The following is a 13,695-nucleotide window of genomic DNA, read 5'->3' as shown; positions in this document are numbered from 1 at the left end:
GCATGGAGACCTCGCCACCCGCCCCTGACCCCGACACTGCCCCCGCCACCGCCGACGTCCTCGCCGACCCGCGGCACACCTGGCGCATCCCGGACGACCGACGACTGCCGGCGATCGACCCGTACTCGGACGCGGTGCACCGGACTCCCCCGGTCACCGTACGCGAGACCCTCTGGGACACCGACGACCGGGTGCTCGCGTTCGAGGGCGTCGAGCTCCTGCGCGCCGAGGACGGATCGCCCACGTGGAGCATCGACCGCGGCGACGGTCCGACTCCCGTCCCGGACGACCTCGACCGTGCGACCGCGCCGTCGGACGATGGTCCGGTGGTGCCGCGCGACGTGGTGGAGGTGTTCCTCCGCGGTCGCACCGTCCGACCCGTCCGGGTCCGGGACACCACGACGACCCTGGTGGTGGTCCGCGGCAAGGACGGGAAGGTCCGCGTCGAGGTCGCCGACGTCCGCATCGACGAAGGCGACTCGGACACCACGCTGGTGACGAGCGGCCGGTGGTGGGCGCTCACCGACGACGGGCATCCCGGCTCGATCGCACGCGCGGTCGAGCGAGCACTGACGGACGCGGCGGACGATCCCGGACGGTCCGACGGCGGGCCGGTGCCGCGCCTGGCACCGGCCCGCCGTCCGGCGACCGCACGGGCGCACCTGCCGCGTCCCGGGACCGCAGCGGCCTTCGTCCGGGAGACCCTCGTCGCGTTGCGGGCCGATCTCGTCGCCGTCGACCCCCTGGTGCGTGCCGACGAGCGCGACGCGGTGCACGCGTTCCGCAAGGTCCTGCGCCGGACCCGCAGTGTGCTCGCGGCGTTCCGCGGCGCCCTCGACCGCGACGCCACCGAACCGCTCCGTGCCGCACTCGCGCAGATCGGTCGAACGGCGGGGACGGCTCGCGACGCCGAGGTCCTGCGTGACCGGTTGCTCCGATCCGCGGCACGGACCCCGGCGGGCTACGTCGACGCCCGGACGCTCGATCGACTCGGTTCGCGGTTCGAGGACACCCGGGCGACGTCCGGAGCGGAACTCCGGCAGACCCTCCGGACGGCGGCGTGGTTCGACGCCCTCGACGCCGTCGACCGGTTGGTGGACTCCGCGCCGACGGGTGGGCACGCCCGCGATGACGCATCGGCCTTCGTGACCGCGCGGATCGAACGGGAACGCGCACGGCTGGCGAAGACCCTCGACCGGAGCACGGGCGACCTCGTGTCCCTGCACGAGATCCGGAAGGCCGCGCGTCGGTTGCGGTACGCCCTGCAGGCCGCCGGCGGGCTCGCGGACGTCGGGAAGCGGCGGCTCGGACGACTTCGGCGGATCCAGGACACCCTGGGCGACGCACTCGACGCCGCGCACGCCGCGGATGCGTACCGACAGGCCGCCGTCGATGCCGCGGCCGACGGCGAGGACACGTTCGGGTACGGGGCGCTGGCGACGTCCGAGCGCGCGGTGGTCGAGCAGCGGATCGCCGAGGGGCGTCGGCTCCTCGCGGGACTCTGATCGGCCGCGGGCACGGGCTCTGCGAAGATGAGCGGGTGCCGCACTACCTCGAGGACCTCGCCGCCGGACAGACCTTCACCACGCCTGGTCGCACGATCACCGAGACGGACGTCATGTCGTTCGCCTCGTGGACGAACGACAACAACCAGGTGCACACCGACGTCGAGTTCGCCGCTCGGACGCGGTACGGCCAGCGTGTGGTGCACGGCATGCTCGGCGCGTCGCTCTGCCTCGGCCTGATCGCCCGCACCGGTGTCTTCGAGGGCTCGGCCGTCGCGCTGCTCGGCATCGACCAGTGGCGGTTCACGGCCCCGGTGTTCATCGGGGACACCGTCACCTGCGAGGTCGAGATCCTCGCCACCCGGCTCACCAGCTCCGGCAAGACGGGGATCGTCGATCGCACGGTCACCCTGCGGAACCAGCACGGCGAGGTCGTGCAGCAGGGTCGGATGGACGTCATGGTGCTGACGCGGGACGCAGCGATCGGCTGAGCCGTCCCCGAATGGTCCCGGCAATCGGTGCGCGGCGGTTTACAACGATGTAGGACTGGTCCACCATGGACGCATGAGCACGCTCGACGGCACCGTCGCCGCACCCAACAGCACTCCAGCGCCCGTCCTCCCGCTCGCCACACGGCAGGACGGTACGTACCCCCGCCCGCAGATGCTCCGCGAACAGTGGGCCGACCTCGACGGGACGTGGTCGTTCCGGAACGACGGCGACGACACCGCGTGGCGTGCCGGTTTCCCGGACGCCAGGGACATCGTCGTCCCGTTCCCGCCGGAGTCCGTCGCGTCCGGCATCGACGAGCCGGGCTTCCACCCGGTGGTCTGGTACTCCCGAACGATCACCCGGTCCGACCTCGAGTCCGCCGGGTACGGCACGAGCAGCCCGCGTCTCCTGCTGCACTTCGGTGCCGTCGACTACCGCGCCTCGGTCTGGATCGACGGCGCGTTCATCGGGTCCCACGAGGGCGGCCACACGCCGTTCGGCTTCGACGTGACGGAGGTCCTCACCGGGAACGCCGACGCCACGCACACCCTGGTCGTCCGTGCCGAGGACGACCCGCACGACCTCACCCAGCCCCGCGGCAAGCAGGACTGGCACGAGGACCCGCACGCCATCTGGTACCGCCGGACCACCGGGATCTGGCAGACCGTCTGGCTCGAAGCCGTGCCGACCGCGTCGATCGAGTCCCTGCGCTGGACCAACGTCGACCACGAGACCGTCCGTCTGACCGTCCGCATCGCCGGCGTCCGGACCGGAGGCGACCGTGTCCGCGTCGAGGCGTGGTGGGACGAGCGGGACGAGCACCTCGCGACGATCGAGGCGACGCTCGCTGACACCGCAGACGAGTTCGACGTGGTCGTACCGATCGCGCGACAGTCGAACGGGCAGGCCGAGGACGAGCTGCACTGGACGCCGGAGACACCCCGGCTGGTCGACGCCAGGGTGACGCTGCTCGATCGCGCCGGCACCACGGTGGACACGGTGGCGAGCTACTTCGGCCTGCGGACGGTCGGTGTCGACGGCGGCGTGTTCGTGCTCAACGGCCGGAGCTACGACGTCCGCAGCGTCCTGAACCAGGGCTACTGGCCGGACTCGCACATCGCCGCCCCGTCGCGGGCGGCCCTCCGGCGCGAGGTCGAGCTGATCAAGGAACTCGGCTTCAACGCCGCGCGCAACCACCAGAAGATCGAGGACCCGCGGTTCCTGTTCTGGGCTGACCGCCTCGGTCTGCTCGTGTGGGGCGAGGCACCCGGCGCGTACGCGTTCTCGCCGCGCGCCGTGCAGCGACTGATGCGGGAGTGGATGGACGCCGTCGAACGCGATGCGTCGCACCCGTCGATCGTGACCTGGGTGCCGGCCAACGAGAGCTGGGGCGTCCAGCACATCACCACCGACCCGGCGCAGCAGGCCTACGCCAGGTCGCTCGCCGACGTCACACGGGCACTCGACCCGACACGTCCGGTCATCTCGAACGACGGCTGGGAGCACACCAACTCCGACATCATCACCATCCACGACTACGACGGGAACGGCGAGAGCCTCGCGCGTCGGTACGCGGACGACACCGCACGCACGGAGCTGTTCCACGGGATGGGTCCTGCGGACCGCCGGGTGCTCGTCGGCGGCGCCGAGGACCACGGTCAGCCGGTGATGCTGACCGAGTTCGGCGGCGTGAACTACCAGCCGGGTGCGCAGCGCGAGGACGGGTGGGGCTACACCTCGGCCTCGGACGGTGACGACTGGATCGTCCGCATCACCGCGCTGTACGACGCGATCCGCGCGAGCTCGTTCCTCGCCGGCTCCTGCTACACACAGCTGACCGACACGATGCAGGAGACGAACGGGCTCCTGAACGCCGACCGCACCCCGAAGGTGCCGATCGAGCAGATCCGGCGAGCGGTGACGGGGCGCTAGCCGAGTTCTCCACAGTCACCGGTCTGCGGTCCCGGCCGCGGTGTCGGGTCTGGGAGGATCGCCTCCGTGACCAACGTGGCGGAAGCGAGCCGGGCCTCCCGGCCGGTGCTGCGCTCCCTGCTGTCCGGGCCGCGCAGCGCGTGGACCGCGCCGCTCGTGATCTGGGCGGGGTCTCGGATCCTGAGCACGCTGCTGCTCGCGACGATGTACGTCGTCGCGACGGCGAGCGGGTGGGACTTCGCCTCGTACCGCAAGGACCCGTCGTTCTTCACGTTCTCCGGATCGTGGGACGCGTCGTTCTACCGGACCATCGCGGAGCACGGGTACCCGTCGACGCTGCCGACGGACGGCGACGGGCACGTACTCCCCAATCCGTGGGCGTTCCTGCCGGTGTTCCCCGCACTGGTGCGTGTCGTCATGTCCGTGACCGGTGGGTCGTTCTGGGTCGTGGGCATGCTCGTCGCGACGGTCGCCGGCGCCGGGGCGTGCGTGCTGCTCCACCGTCTCGTCCTCGCCGTCGGGGGCGCGCACCGGGCGCGGTGGGCGACGGCACTGTTCGCGTTCGCACCCACCGGGTTCCTGTTGCAGGTGGCGTACGCCGAGACCACGTTCCTGGTGCTGCTCTTCGGCGGGCTGCTCGCCCTCGTGCACCGGCGCTACTGGCTGGTCGCGGTGCTCGGGACGGTCGCCGCGTTCACGAAGCCCGGCGTCCTGGCCCTCGCCGTCGCGCTCGCCGTGCACCTCGTCGTCCGCTGGGTGGGGTTCGTCCGTCGGCGTGAACCGTTCCCGTGGCGGGACCGGATCGCGATCGTCGTCGCGGGGCTCGTCGTCGCGGTCGCGGGACTGGCGTGGCCGGTGATCGCGAGCGCGGTCACCGGTCGGCCGAGCGCGTACCTCGACACCGAGTTGTCGTGGTGGGTCGGGTTCGTGGGACGCCAGCACTTCGCGCCGCTGACCCCGTGGTTCGTGATGGCGGGGCGGTGGCTCGGGCCGATCGGCATCGTGCTCGTCGTGCTCGTCCTCGTGGGAATGGTCTGGTTCTTCCGGCGACGCGACGTGCGCGCGCTCGGGCCGGAGGTGCTCGGGTTCACGGCCTCGTACGCGCTCTACCTCGTCGCGGTGTTCCTCCCCCAGCAGAGCCTGCCGCGGTTGCTCATGCCGATGGCGCCGCTGCTCGGGTCGGACGTGTTCGTCCGGACGCGGCGGCGGGCGCTGACGTGGCTGGTCGTCGGCGTGTGCCTGCAGCCGGTCGCGATCGTGCTGCTCTGGTTCCTCGGGTACCCGTAGGGCCGGCGGCGGGCCGTGGTGCGGATCGTATTCGCACAACCGAAAGCACGCGGCACCACGGCATCTCGTGGCGCGCAATGACTTCGGTTGTGCAGACCGCCCATCCGCGGGCCACGGGGCCGCGGGCCACCGGACCGACCGGGCACCGGACCGACCGCCCGGCCCGCCCGCGGGGGCGTCAGGCGTCGAACGTGTGGAACCAGGCCGTGCCACCGGGGTGCTGCACCGTGATCATCTCGTCGAGGTCGCGGTACGGGCCGTCCTGGTTGTGGCTCGCCGACTTGATGCGGATCGTGCCGTCCGGCTCCGTGAAGACCTCGGACACGATCGTCGTGTGGTCCGGGGAGTCGTTGTGGTTCCAGTCGAAGAACACGATGTCCCCGACCTTGACCTTGTCGCGCTCGTCGAGGGTCCGGCGCGTGAGCCCGAACGTCGCCGCGTTCGTCGACATCCACGGGTCCATCGCCGGGCAGTACGTCCACGTCGCGGAGTGCGCAGCGCCTCCGGAGCGGCTGTACCAGTCGTCGCGCTGCTCCCAGCCACGGGCGATCAGCGTCTGACTGACGTAGTTCGCGCAGTCGCCACCGATCGGGTTCATCGTGCCGTACTCGGCGAGGTTGTAGTCCTTCCAGTACCGCATCGCGTACTCGAGCTGCCGGTCCACCGCGGTCAGCGCGGCGTAGGCGAGCGACGTGGTGGCGAGCGCCTTCGAGACATCCGGCGCCGGCGACGCGGTCGGCGTGGGCGTCGCGGTCGACGAGTCCTGCGTGGCCCCGGACTGGCCGTCGTTCGCGGCACTGCCGTTGCCGTCGGAGCTCTGGTTCGCCGACGCGACGGGCGTCAGCTCCGAGTCGAACAGCGCGACGTCCGCGGATCCGGCCGTGTACATCGCCTGGTGCGGCGCCGTGAAGGTCACCTTCGTCGCGGTGGCCCGCACGTCGCGGGCGACGATGCCGCCCACGGTGACACCGCGGACCGCAGCGAGACCGGTGCCGGTCACGGTCACCGTCACACCACCGGCGAGGGGGACCTGCGCAGGCTCGAGAGCGGTCGCGGCGGGGGTGGCGGCCGGAGCGCCGGACGCCGACGGGGACGACGAGGGCCGTGACCCGCCGTCGGACGACTTCGAGCACGCGGCGACGGCGAACCCGACTCCGGCGACACCGGCGAGGGACAGGAGCGAGCGGCGCGTGAACGAGGAAGCCATGACGGGACCAGGCTACGTGATCCCGTCCGGGAACCGGCGGAGTTCAGCGACCGGTGATGTTCACCAGCCAGCTCACCCCGAACCGGTCGGTGAGCATCCCGAACTCGTCACCCCACGGCGCCTTCGTCAAGGGTTCGATCACGGTGCCGCCCTCGGAGAGCCCGGTGAAGAAACGGCGCATGTCCTCGGCGTCGTCGCCGGACAGGGACACCGAGATGCTGCTGCCCGCCGTGTACTCCATGCTGTTCGGGGTGTCGGCGCCCATGATCAGGTACCCGTTCGGCGTCTCGAGCTGGCCGTGCATGATCTTGTCCGCCTCGGCCGGGTCCTCGGAGGCGTGCATCTCCCCGAACGTGCTGAGCGTCAGCTCACCGCCGAACACCGAGTGGTAGAACTCCATCGCGGCCCTGGCGGTGTCGCGGAAGCCGAGGTACGGGTTCAGTCGCGAGGTCACGATGGACTCCTTCGTCCGCCCGCGGCGGGCGTCGCGGCGCGCACGGTCATCGTGGCACCGGCCACAAGGCCCCGCAACGATGGTTCCGCCCCGGCACCATCCACGCCAGACTGATGCCATGCCCGAGAGCCACGACTTCTTCGCGTCCACCTCCCCCGACCAGGTCCGCGCCACGGTGCGCGAGGCGTTGGCGTCCGAGGGCTACACCGTCGAGGACGGTGAGCAGGGGTCGCTCCGCGCCAGCCGCGGCAAGCTCGGGCTGACGCTGCTGATCGGCGGACTCGCGAACGACCGCACGTTCCACACGACGCTCGCGGTGCAGATCATGGTGACGCAGGACGGGCAGACCGTCGCGCGCCTGCTGCGCGGCTCGGGCAAGTCGGCACTCAAGGGCGGCGCGATCGGTGTCTCGCGCGGCAACCGGGCGTTCGAGCAGGCGGCGAACGCGATCCACGGACGGCTCGCCGCCACGGGCGCGCTGACGGCCAGCATCCCGAGCTGAGTCACGTCCCCGACGTGACCGGGTGACGGACGGGAGGCTCGTGGCGGTGTCGCCACGGGCCTCCCGTCCGTCACGATCCAGTATCGAGCCGATCTCGATTCCGCAACCACGTGCCGCCGCCCGCCGGCGATCCGTCAGGATCGGCACATGGGGAACCTCCGATCCGTCCGCCCGTCCGTCCTCGGTGCAGCGCTGCTGGCGAGCGCAGCGCTCGCCCTCGCCGGGTGCTCGTCCGCCGACACCGCCGCTGCCGACCGGACGCCGTCGCCCACGTCCACGCCCGCGACGCCGACCGCCGCCGCCGACCCGGACCCCGTCGTCATGGACGAGGACCAGAGCGCCCCGGCCGTCTGCGGCCAGCTGAGCGCACTCTCGACGGTGACGCTCAACGCACGGGTCGGGCTCCAGCAGGGCGACCTGACCCAAGCCGAGCTCGAGGCCCTGCTCGCAGCCGCACGGTTCGGCTACGAGCACCTCTCGAGCACGGACAGGCGCCTGTCGAACGCCATCGCGTACACGCAGCGCTACCTCAGGGACCACCCGGCCCCGGCGTCCGGACCCGCACTCGACGACTCCCCGGAGTGGGACCTCGCGATGCGCTCGCTCAACACCGCGTGCCAGGAGTCCGGGTCCTCGGTCGTGTCGACCGCACAGTACGGCGGCTGACCCGCCGAAACGACAGCAGGCCCGGACCGTGTGGTCCGGGCCTGCTGTCGTGCGGTGTCTTGCTGTCGTGCCTTGGTGGAGCTAAGGGGATTCGAACCCCTGACCTTCTCATTGCGAACGAGACGCGCTACCAACTGCGCCATAGCCCCAAGTGCTCAACCACACTAGCACCCGCCAGGCCCGCACCGAAATCGACCGGAGCCGGCCGGGCGTGCCGCGATCTCAGACCGCGCGGCGGCGACGCATGATCGCGTCGAGGTCGGCCTGCTGGTAGGCGTCGTCACCGATGACCCCCATACCGGCCCACTTGCTGGGCTGTTCCGGCGCGGCCTGCGGGGCCGGCGCTGACCCCTCCGGCTCCGGCGCCGTCGACGCGGCCCGCAGCCCGAGCCGCTCGGCGAGCCGACCCTGGTCGTGCGCCGACAACGAGGCGACCGCTTCCTCGACGTCCGGGCGCATCCGCGACACCGTCGCGAGCGACGGATCGGCGTCCCCGGCCCGGATCGCCGCGGCCTCGGCGTCCGCTTCGGCCTTGGCTTCGGCGACGCGCTCCTTGAGCCGCGCGGCGAGCTCCGCCGACGACTCCGGGGACGCCACGGGAGCGGCCGGCCGCTCCACGTAGAGCGGCTTGGGCACACGGCCGGGCGTCCAGGTCCGCTCCGTCGCCGGGGCCTCGGTCGGCTGTTGGCTCGTGAGCGGTGGCGCAGGGTCGGTCCAGGCCGTCGTCGGACGGGAGGCACGGGTCGCGCTGGCAGGAGCCGCTGCGGCCCGCGCCTTCCGCGCCTGGGCCACCTGGTGCAGCTGGGCGAGGACGGCTGCGGACCCGCCCGCGGCGACGATGCCGGCGACGGCGACGAGCCAGGCGCCGGGAGCGGCGACGAGCACCACGAGCGCGACGACGAGGCCGAGCACGCCGAGGCCGGTCGCGCCGAGCCGCGAACGACGCATGCGCATCGCGGTCAGCGCGGGGACCGCCGAGGCCCGCTCGAGCGCCGGAGCCTGCTCCGCGAGTCGTCGGGTGATCTCACGCTGCCGTGCGGCTTCGTGCGCGCGGACGATCGCCGAACGCTTCGCCTCCTCGGACTTCGCGACCTTCTGCGCCTCGGCGAGGGACTTCGCGTTCATCTCGATGCGGACCTCATCTGGGAGCTCGGCCGTCTGCGCGAGGATCCGGAGGGTCTGCTGCAGCCGGATCGCGTTCCGCTCGGTGGCGAGGTACTGGCGACGGGCTGCCCACGAGGGCATGAGGTAGACGAGCCACAGCACCGCGGCGACCAGCAGGACGATGCCGCCGCCCCATGACCCGATTCCCATGGGGAGAGGCTAGGGGCGTGGATACTTCGCACTCGTGATTGCGTGGCGTGTGTTGCGCGTGTCGTGGGAGATTCGGGGTCCCGGGCCGGTTCAGGCGCGCGGGCCGGTTCGCGGCGCTGGTCGGTTCAGGCGCGCGGGCTGGTGATGATCGGCATGGCGGCCTCGTCGCGCGCGGCGAGGGGCACGCTGCCGACCCCCGGTGGCACCTGTCCGCGGACCCAGCGCTCGAGGATGCCCTCGCGCACCTCTTCCGCGACGAGCGCGAAGCAGAAGTGGTCGCGCCAGTCCCCGTTGATGTGGATGTACCGCCGGCGGAGTCCCTCGTACCGGAACCCGAGCTTCTCGACGACCCGGAGCGACGGCGCGTTCTCGGGCCGGATGCAGATCTCGATGCGGTGGATGCCGACGGTGCGGAAGCAGTGGTCGGCGGCGAGTGCCACGGCGATCGGTGTGACGTTGTGGCCGGCGGCGTTCTCGACGACCCAGTAGCCGATGGAGGCGCTGGCGAGTGATCCGTACGTCACGCCGGAGACGTTGAGCTGGCCGACGAAGCGACCGTCGAGCTCCATCGCGAACGGCAGTCCGAGTCCAGCGCGGGCGTTGGCCTGGAGCGCGCGGATCGAGCCGCGGACGTCGGTGGACACGTGGCCGGACGGGTTCGTCGCCTCCCAGGTGCGGAGCCAGGAGCGGTTCGTCGCGAGCGCTGCGTCGAGGTCGCGGGTGTCACGGAGCCGGAGGGGGCGGATGGTGACCCGCCCGTGGGACAGGGTCGGGATCGTCGTCATCGCTCAGGTTCCTCCGGTGCCCCGGAGAGGCTCCGGAGCGGGGTGTCCCGCACGGGTCCGGCGGTACCGGACCCGTGCGGGATGGGTCGACTCATTCGCCCGCGTTGAACTCCTTCAGCCACGACTTGAGGTCGGGGCCGAGGTCATCACGGTCCGAGGCGAGCTGCACGATCGCCTTGATGTAGTCGAGTTTGTCACCGGTGTCGTACCGGCGTCCACGGAACACGACGCCGTACACGCCGCCGGTCCACTCCTCCGCGCTCGCCATCTTCATGAGCGCGTCCGTCAGCTGGATCTCGCCGCCCTTGCCCGGCTCCTGCTTCTCGAGGACGTCGAAGACCTCGGGGCGGATGACGTAGCGGCCGATGATGGCCAGGTTGGAGGGCGCCTCGCCCTGCGCCGGCTTCTCGACGAGGCCGGTGATCTTCACGACGTCGTCGGTGTCGGTCTCCTCGACGGTGGCGATGCCGTAGAGGTGGGTCTGCGACTCGGGGACCTCGAGGAGGGCCACGACGGTCGCGTTCTTCTCGCCCTGGACCTCGATCATGCGCTGGAGCAGCGGGTCGCGGGCGTCGATGATGTCGTCACCGAGGAGCACGGCGAACGGCTCGCGGCCGACGTGCATCTTGGCGCGGAGCACCGCGTGGCCGAGGCCGAGCGGGTCGCCCTGTCGGACGTAGTGCATGTCGGCGAGGTCCGTGGACTGGTTCACCTTCTGCAGCTTCTCGTGGTCACCCTTCTTCTTGAGGGTCTCCTCGAGCTCCGACACGTGGTCGAAGTGGTTCTCGAGTGCGTTCTTGTTGCGCCCGGTGATCATCAGCACGTCGGTGAGTCCTGCGCCGACGGCCTCTTCCACCACGTACTGGATGGCTGGCTTGTCGACGACGGGGAGCATCTCCTTCGGCATCGCCTTGGTCGCGGGGAGGAAGCGGGTGCCCAGCCCTGCCGCTGGGATCACCGCCTTGGAAATCTGGAAGCCCATGCCAATGACCGTATCGGATGCCCCCATTACGGGGACGTAAACGAAGAGAGGACACGGGATGAGGACACGATCAGTCGGAAAGCCGCATCGACGCGCTCGTTAGACTCCCTCGCATGATCCCCGATCTCGGCAACGAGAAGCGTGCGCTGCGGGCCGAGCTCCGCCAGCGCCGACGCACCAGGACCACGACCGAACGCGACGAGGACACGGCGGCGCTCACCGAGACCCTGCAACGGTTCGCCGAGGAGCGTCAGGTCGAGTCGATCGCCCTCTACCTCTCGGCCTCGGACGAGCCGAACGTCCGACCGTTCCTGAACTGGGCGTTCGAGCGCGACATCCGCGTACTGCTGCCCATCACCCGCGAGGACGGGTTGCTCGACTGGGCGGTCGGCGACGGGTCGAGCGAGACCGAGGGGATCTCCGGCATGCCCGAGGTCGTCGGCGAGGTGCTGTCCCCGCTCGCGATCAACGACGTCGACGCGATCCTCACCCCGGCCGCCGCGGTCGGACACGACGGCGTCCGGATGGGCTGGGGTCGCGGGTACTACGACAAGACCCTCGGGTCCATGGCGAAGCGTCCGCCCGTCTATGCTGTGATCTTCGACGCGGAGTACCTCGACGAGGTCCCGCGCGAACCCCACGACGAACCCGTGGACGGCATCATCACGCCGTCGCGCATCATCACGTTCCGGAGCTGACGTGCCCACCTACTCGTACCGCTGCACCGAGTGCGACACCGCGTTCGACATCAAGCAGTCGTTCTCCGACGCCACGCTCACCGAGTGCCCCACGTGCGGCGGTGTCCTGCGGAAGGTGTTCTCGCCGGTCGGCGTGACGTTCAACGGCGGCGGCTTCTACCGGACCGACTCCCGCCCGGCACCGAAGTCCGAGGGCTCGTCCAGCAGCACGCCCGCGAAGTCCGAGTCCGCGAAGCCCGCGCCGGCCGCTGCACCCGCTGCATCCGCTGCACCCTCGAAGCCCGCCGCGTCCTGACGCCCGTCGCGCCTCCTCGCTAGGTTTGACTGGTCGCCGCCCGGCGGCCGTCCTCGACCCGGAAGGAGACCCGTGAAGGGCTTCAAGGAGTTCCTGCTCCGCGGAAACGTGATCGACCTGGCCGTCGCTGTGGTCATCGGTGCCGCGTTCACCGCGATCGTGACCTCGATCGTCACGAACGTGATCAACCCGCTCATCGGCGCCGTGTTCAACGCGTCGATGCTCGACAAGACGCTGATCGTGCACATCCCGACCGTCTCCGGAGGGGACGCCTCCCTGAAGTTCGGCGCGGTCATCGGCGCGGCGATCAACTTCATCATCATCGCCGCTGTGGTCTACTTCGCGCTGATCCTGCCGGTGAACCACCTGATCAAGCGGACGTTCGCCAAGCTCAAGAAGGACGAGGAGCAGACGCCGCAGGACGTCCCGCCGACCGACGTCGAGGTCCTCGTCGAGATCCGCGACCTCCTGCGCTCCCAGCAGGGCCGCTCGCTCGACGGTGGCGCGCACGTCGCACCGAACGACGCCCCCGAGGGCCCGGGGCTGCCGAGCACGACGAAGCTCTAGCGAGCCGTTCCCGATCGCACCCGCTCACGAACATCGCGCCCCGTCACGACGGGGCGCGATGTTCGTACGGGGGCGCGACGTGGGGGTGGACGTTCTGGCGCTACGCGGCGGAAACGCGGCGGCGCTTCTGCACCATCGCGGCGAAGTACTGCGCACCCGCGAGGACGTGCCCCGCGGTGCCGAGCCACACGAACACGAGCGCCGTGATCCGGATCCAGGAGTGCTCCGACGCCCAGGACGTCTCCGAGAACAGCAGCACGGGCAGCCCGACGAAGAGCAGGGCGGAGCGGATCTTCCCGGTCCACGACACCTTGAGGTCGGGGTCCCCCTTGAACCACACGCTCGACAGCACCGCGAGCAGTGCATCGACCACGACGATGATCACGACGACGATCCACGGCAGCAGCCCGACGAGCACCAGGGAGAGCACGACGGCGATGATCGCGAGCCGGTCGGCCACGGGGTCGAGCGCGGTGCCGAGCTTGGAGCCCTGGTCGAACTTCCGCGCGATGAAGCCGTCCGCCCAGTCCGAGACGCCGAGGACGACGAGCGAGACCAGCGCCCAGCCGGGGTGCCCCTGCACGACCAGGATCACGAACACCGGGATGAGCAGGAACCGGACCAGCGTGATGAGGTTCGGCCAGGTCTGCCAGTCGGGGCGCTCGCGCACTGCGGGGTCGGTCATCAGCTGCTCTCGTCGGGGGCCGGGGCCTCCAGCGTACCTACCCCCAGTGGGGAGGGCGGTCGCCGAGCAGCCGGGCGTCGTTCTCGCCGCGGTCGTGCCGGGGCGGCTCCGGGGCCGGGGACGGGTCGGAGCCCGGCACCGGCTGGGTGGTGACGCGCCTGCTGCGCCGCACCGAGCCTCCCCCCACCGGCACGGCCGGCCCGCCGCTGGCGCGTCGGTCCGGAACCGGCGGCGTGGGCCCAGCCCGCTCCGGGGCCGGGTTCGGACCGACGGGAGGCTCGGGTGCGGTCGCGTCGTCGGCTCGCGACCACGTGCCCACCAGGT

Annotated in this window: 15 protein-coding genes and 1 tRNA gene; 9 read left to right on the top strand and 7 right to left on the bottom strand. The window is 71.2% G+C overall.

What is annotated here, in order from left to right; all coding sequences use genetic code 11:
- Nucleotides 1-2: 2 nt before the first annotated feature.
- The 4 genes from ACEN9V_RS15090 (at nucleotide 3) to ACEN9V_RS15075 (ending at nucleotide 5,216) form a co-directional block, all read left to right on the top strand.
- Nucleotides 3-1,505 (top strand): CHAD domain-containing protein, encoded by a 1,503-nt coding sequence (locus tag ACEN9V_RS15090; protein ID WP_413600980.1) that lies wholly within the window; start codon nucleotides 3-5, stop codon nucleotides 1,503-1,505.
- Nucleotides 1,506-1,540: 35 nt separating this feature from the next.
- Nucleotides 1,541-1,996 carry a MaoC/PaaZ C-terminal domain-containing protein gene (locus ACEN9V_RS15085; RefSeq protein ID WP_413600979.1) on the top strand — a complete coding sequence of 152 codons (456 nt, stop codon included), beginning with the start codon at nucleotides 1,541-1,543 and terminating at the stop codon, nucleotides 1,994-1,996.
- Nucleotides 1,997-2,069: 73 nt separating this feature from the next.
- Nucleotides 2,070-3,929, top strand: coding sequence for a glycoside hydrolase family 2 protein (locus ACEN9V_RS15080; RefSeq protein WP_413600978.1), 1,860 nt, complete (start codon nucleotides 2,070-2,072; stop codon nucleotides 3,927-3,929).
- 66 nt (nucleotides 3,930-3,995) lie between these two features.
- On the top strand, nucleotides 3,996-5,216 hold the full coding sequence (locus ACEN9V_RS15075; RefSeq protein WP_413600977.1) for a hypothetical protein: 1,221 nt from the start codon (nucleotides 3,996-3,998) through the stop codon (nucleotides 5,214-5,216).
- Nucleotides 5,217-5,394: 178 nt separating this feature from the next.
- On the opposite strand, the gene ACEN9V_RS15070 is transcribed toward ACEN9V_RS15075, so the two are convergent.
- Entirely contained in the window at nucleotides 5,395-6,423 is a 1,029-nt protein-coding gene (locus tag ACEN9V_RS15070; protein ID WP_413600976.1) for an amidase domain-containing protein, read from the bottom strand.
- A gap of 43 nt (nucleotides 6,424-6,466) precedes the next feature.
- On the bottom strand, nucleotides 6,467-6,877 hold the full coding sequence (locus ACEN9V_RS15065; protein WP_413600975.1) for a VOC family protein: 411 nt from the start codon (nucleotides 6,875-6,877) through the stop codon (nucleotides 6,467-6,469).
- 118 nt (nucleotides 6,878-6,995) lie between these two features.
- Here ACEN9V_RS15065 and ACEN9V_RS15060 point away from each other — a divergent pair, with 118 nt between their 5' ends.
- Together ACEN9V_RS15060 and ACEN9V_RS15055 are read left to right on the top strand one after the other, a co-directional pair.
- Nucleotides 6,996-7,379 carry a hypothetical protein gene (locus tag ACEN9V_RS15060; RefSeq protein WP_413600974.1) on the top strand — a complete coding sequence of 128 codons (384 nt, stop codon included), beginning with the start codon at nucleotides 6,996-6,998 and terminating at the stop codon, nucleotides 7,377-7,379.
- A 147-nt stretch (nucleotides 7,380-7,526) separates the two neighbouring features.
- The gene (locus ACEN9V_RS15055) at nucleotides 7,527-8,045 is read left to right on the top strand and encodes a hypothetical protein (protein ID WP_413600973.1); all 519 of its coding nucleotides are present in this window, start codon (nucleotides 7,527-7,529) and stop codon (nucleotides 8,043-8,045) included.
- A 73-nt stretch (nucleotides 8,046-8,118) separates the two neighbouring features.
- On the opposite strand, the gene ACEN9V_RS15050 is transcribed toward ACEN9V_RS15055, so the two are convergent.
- From ACEN9V_RS15050 to galU, 4 genes are all read right to left on the bottom strand, one after another.
- Nucleotides 8,119-8,194: transfer RNA gene (locus ACEN9V_RS15050), tRNA-Ala, on the bottom strand.
- A gap of 73 nt (nucleotides 8,195-8,267) precedes the next feature.
- Nucleotides 8,268-9,359 (bottom strand): hypothetical protein, encoded by a 1,092-nt coding sequence (locus ACEN9V_RS15045; protein WP_413600972.1) that lies wholly within the window; start codon nucleotides 9,357-9,359, stop codon nucleotides 8,268-8,270.
- 125 nt (nucleotides 9,360-9,484) lie between these two features.
- Nucleotides 9,485-10,144 carry a GNAT family N-acetyltransferase gene (locus ACEN9V_RS15040; RefSeq protein ID WP_413600971.1) on the bottom strand — a complete coding sequence of 220 codons (660 nt, stop codon included), beginning with the start codon at nucleotides 10,142-10,144 and terminating at the stop codon, nucleotides 9,485-9,487.
- Nucleotides 10,145-10,235: 91 nt separating this feature from the next.
- On the bottom strand, nucleotides 10,236-11,126 hold the full coding sequence (galU, locus tag ACEN9V_RS15035) for a UTP--glucose-1-phosphate uridylyltransferase GalU (protein ID WP_281265768.1): 891 nt from the start codon (nucleotides 11,124-11,126) through the stop codon (nucleotides 10,236-10,238).
- Nucleotides 11,127-11,239: 113 nt separating this feature from the next.
- Here galU and ACEN9V_RS15030 point away from each other — a divergent pair, with 113 nt between their 5' ends.
- The 3 genes from ACEN9V_RS15030 to mscL all read left to right on the top strand — a co-directional run bounded on the left by ACEN9V_RS15030 (nucleotide 11,240) and on the right by mscL (nucleotide 12,686).
- Entirely contained in the window at nucleotides 11,240-11,824 is a 585-nt protein-coding gene (locus tag ACEN9V_RS15030; protein ID WP_413600970.1) for a 5-formyltetrahydrofolate cyclo-ligase, read from the top strand.
- 1 nt (nucleotide 11,825) lies between these two features.
- A complete protein-coding gene (locus ACEN9V_RS15025; protein ID WP_413600969.1) occupies nucleotides 11,826-12,119 on the top strand; it encodes an FmdB family zinc ribbon protein in 294 nt (97 codons plus the stop codon).
- A 72-nt stretch (nucleotides 12,120-12,191) separates the two neighbouring features.
- Entirely contained in the window at nucleotides 12,192-12,686 is a 495-nt protein-coding gene (mscL, locus tag ACEN9V_RS15020; RefSeq protein WP_413600968.1) for a large conductance mechanosensitive channel protein MscL, read from the top strand.
- A 100-nt stretch (nucleotides 12,687-12,786) separates the two neighbouring features.
- Here mscL and ACEN9V_RS15015 read toward each other — a convergent pair whose 3' ends face one another.
- Complete coding sequence (locus ACEN9V_RS15015; RefSeq protein ID WP_413600967.1) at nucleotides 12,787-13,371, bottom strand: CDP-alcohol phosphatidyltransferase family protein; 585 nt, start codon at nucleotides 13,369-13,371, stop codon at nucleotides 12,787-12,789.
- Between the last annotated feature and the right edge of the window lie 324 nt (nucleotides 13,372-13,695).

The organism is Curtobacterium sp. Curtsp57 (assembly GCF_047324335.1).
Taxonomy (GTDB): Bacteria; Actinomycetota; Actinomycetes; order Actinomycetales; family Microbacteriaceae; genus Curtobacterium.
Note: the sequence above shows the minus strand (reverse complement) of the source record. Positions and strands in the feature narration are given on the sequence as shown.

Coding starts and splice junctions, on each gene's coding strand:
- ACEN9V_RS15090 (WP_413600980.1), top strand. CDS start 3: ATGGAGACCTCGCCACCCGCCCCTGACCCCGACACTGCCCCCGCCACC.
- ACEN9V_RS15080 (WP_413600978.1), top strand. CDS start 2,070: ATGAGCACGCTCGACGGCACCGTCGCCGCACCCAACAGCACTCCAGCG.
- ACEN9V_RS15070 (WP_413600976.1), bottom strand. CDS start 6,423: ATGGCTTCCTCGTTCACGCGCCGCTCGCTCCTGTCCCTCGCCGGTGTC.
- ACEN9V_RS15060 (WP_413600974.1), top strand. CDS start 6,996: ATGCCCGAGAGCCACGACTTCTTCGCGTCCACCTCCCCCGACCAGGTC.
- ACEN9V_RS15055 (WP_413600973.1), top strand. CDS start 7,527: ATGGGGAACCTCCGATCCGTCCGCCCGTCCGTCCTCGGTGCAGCGCTG.
- ACEN9V_RS15045 (WP_413600972.1), bottom strand. CDS start 9,359: ATGGGAATCGGGTCATGGGGCGGCGGCATCGTCCTGCTGGTCGCCGCG.
- ACEN9V_RS15040 (WP_413600971.1), bottom strand. CDS start 10,144: ATGACGACGATCCCGACCCTGTCCCACGGGCGGGTCACCATCCGCCCC.
- galU (WP_281265768.1), bottom strand. CDS start 11,126: ATGGGCTTCCAGATTTCCAAGGCGGTGATCCCAGCGGCAGGGCTGGGC.
- ACEN9V_RS15030 (WP_413600970.1), top strand. CDS start 11,240: ATGATCCCCGATCTCGGCAACGAGAAGCGTGCGCTGCGGGCCGAGCTC.
- ACEN9V_RS15015 (WP_413600967.1), bottom strand. CDS start 13,371: ATGACCGACCCCGCAGTGCGCGAGCGCCCCGACTGGCAGACCTGGCCG.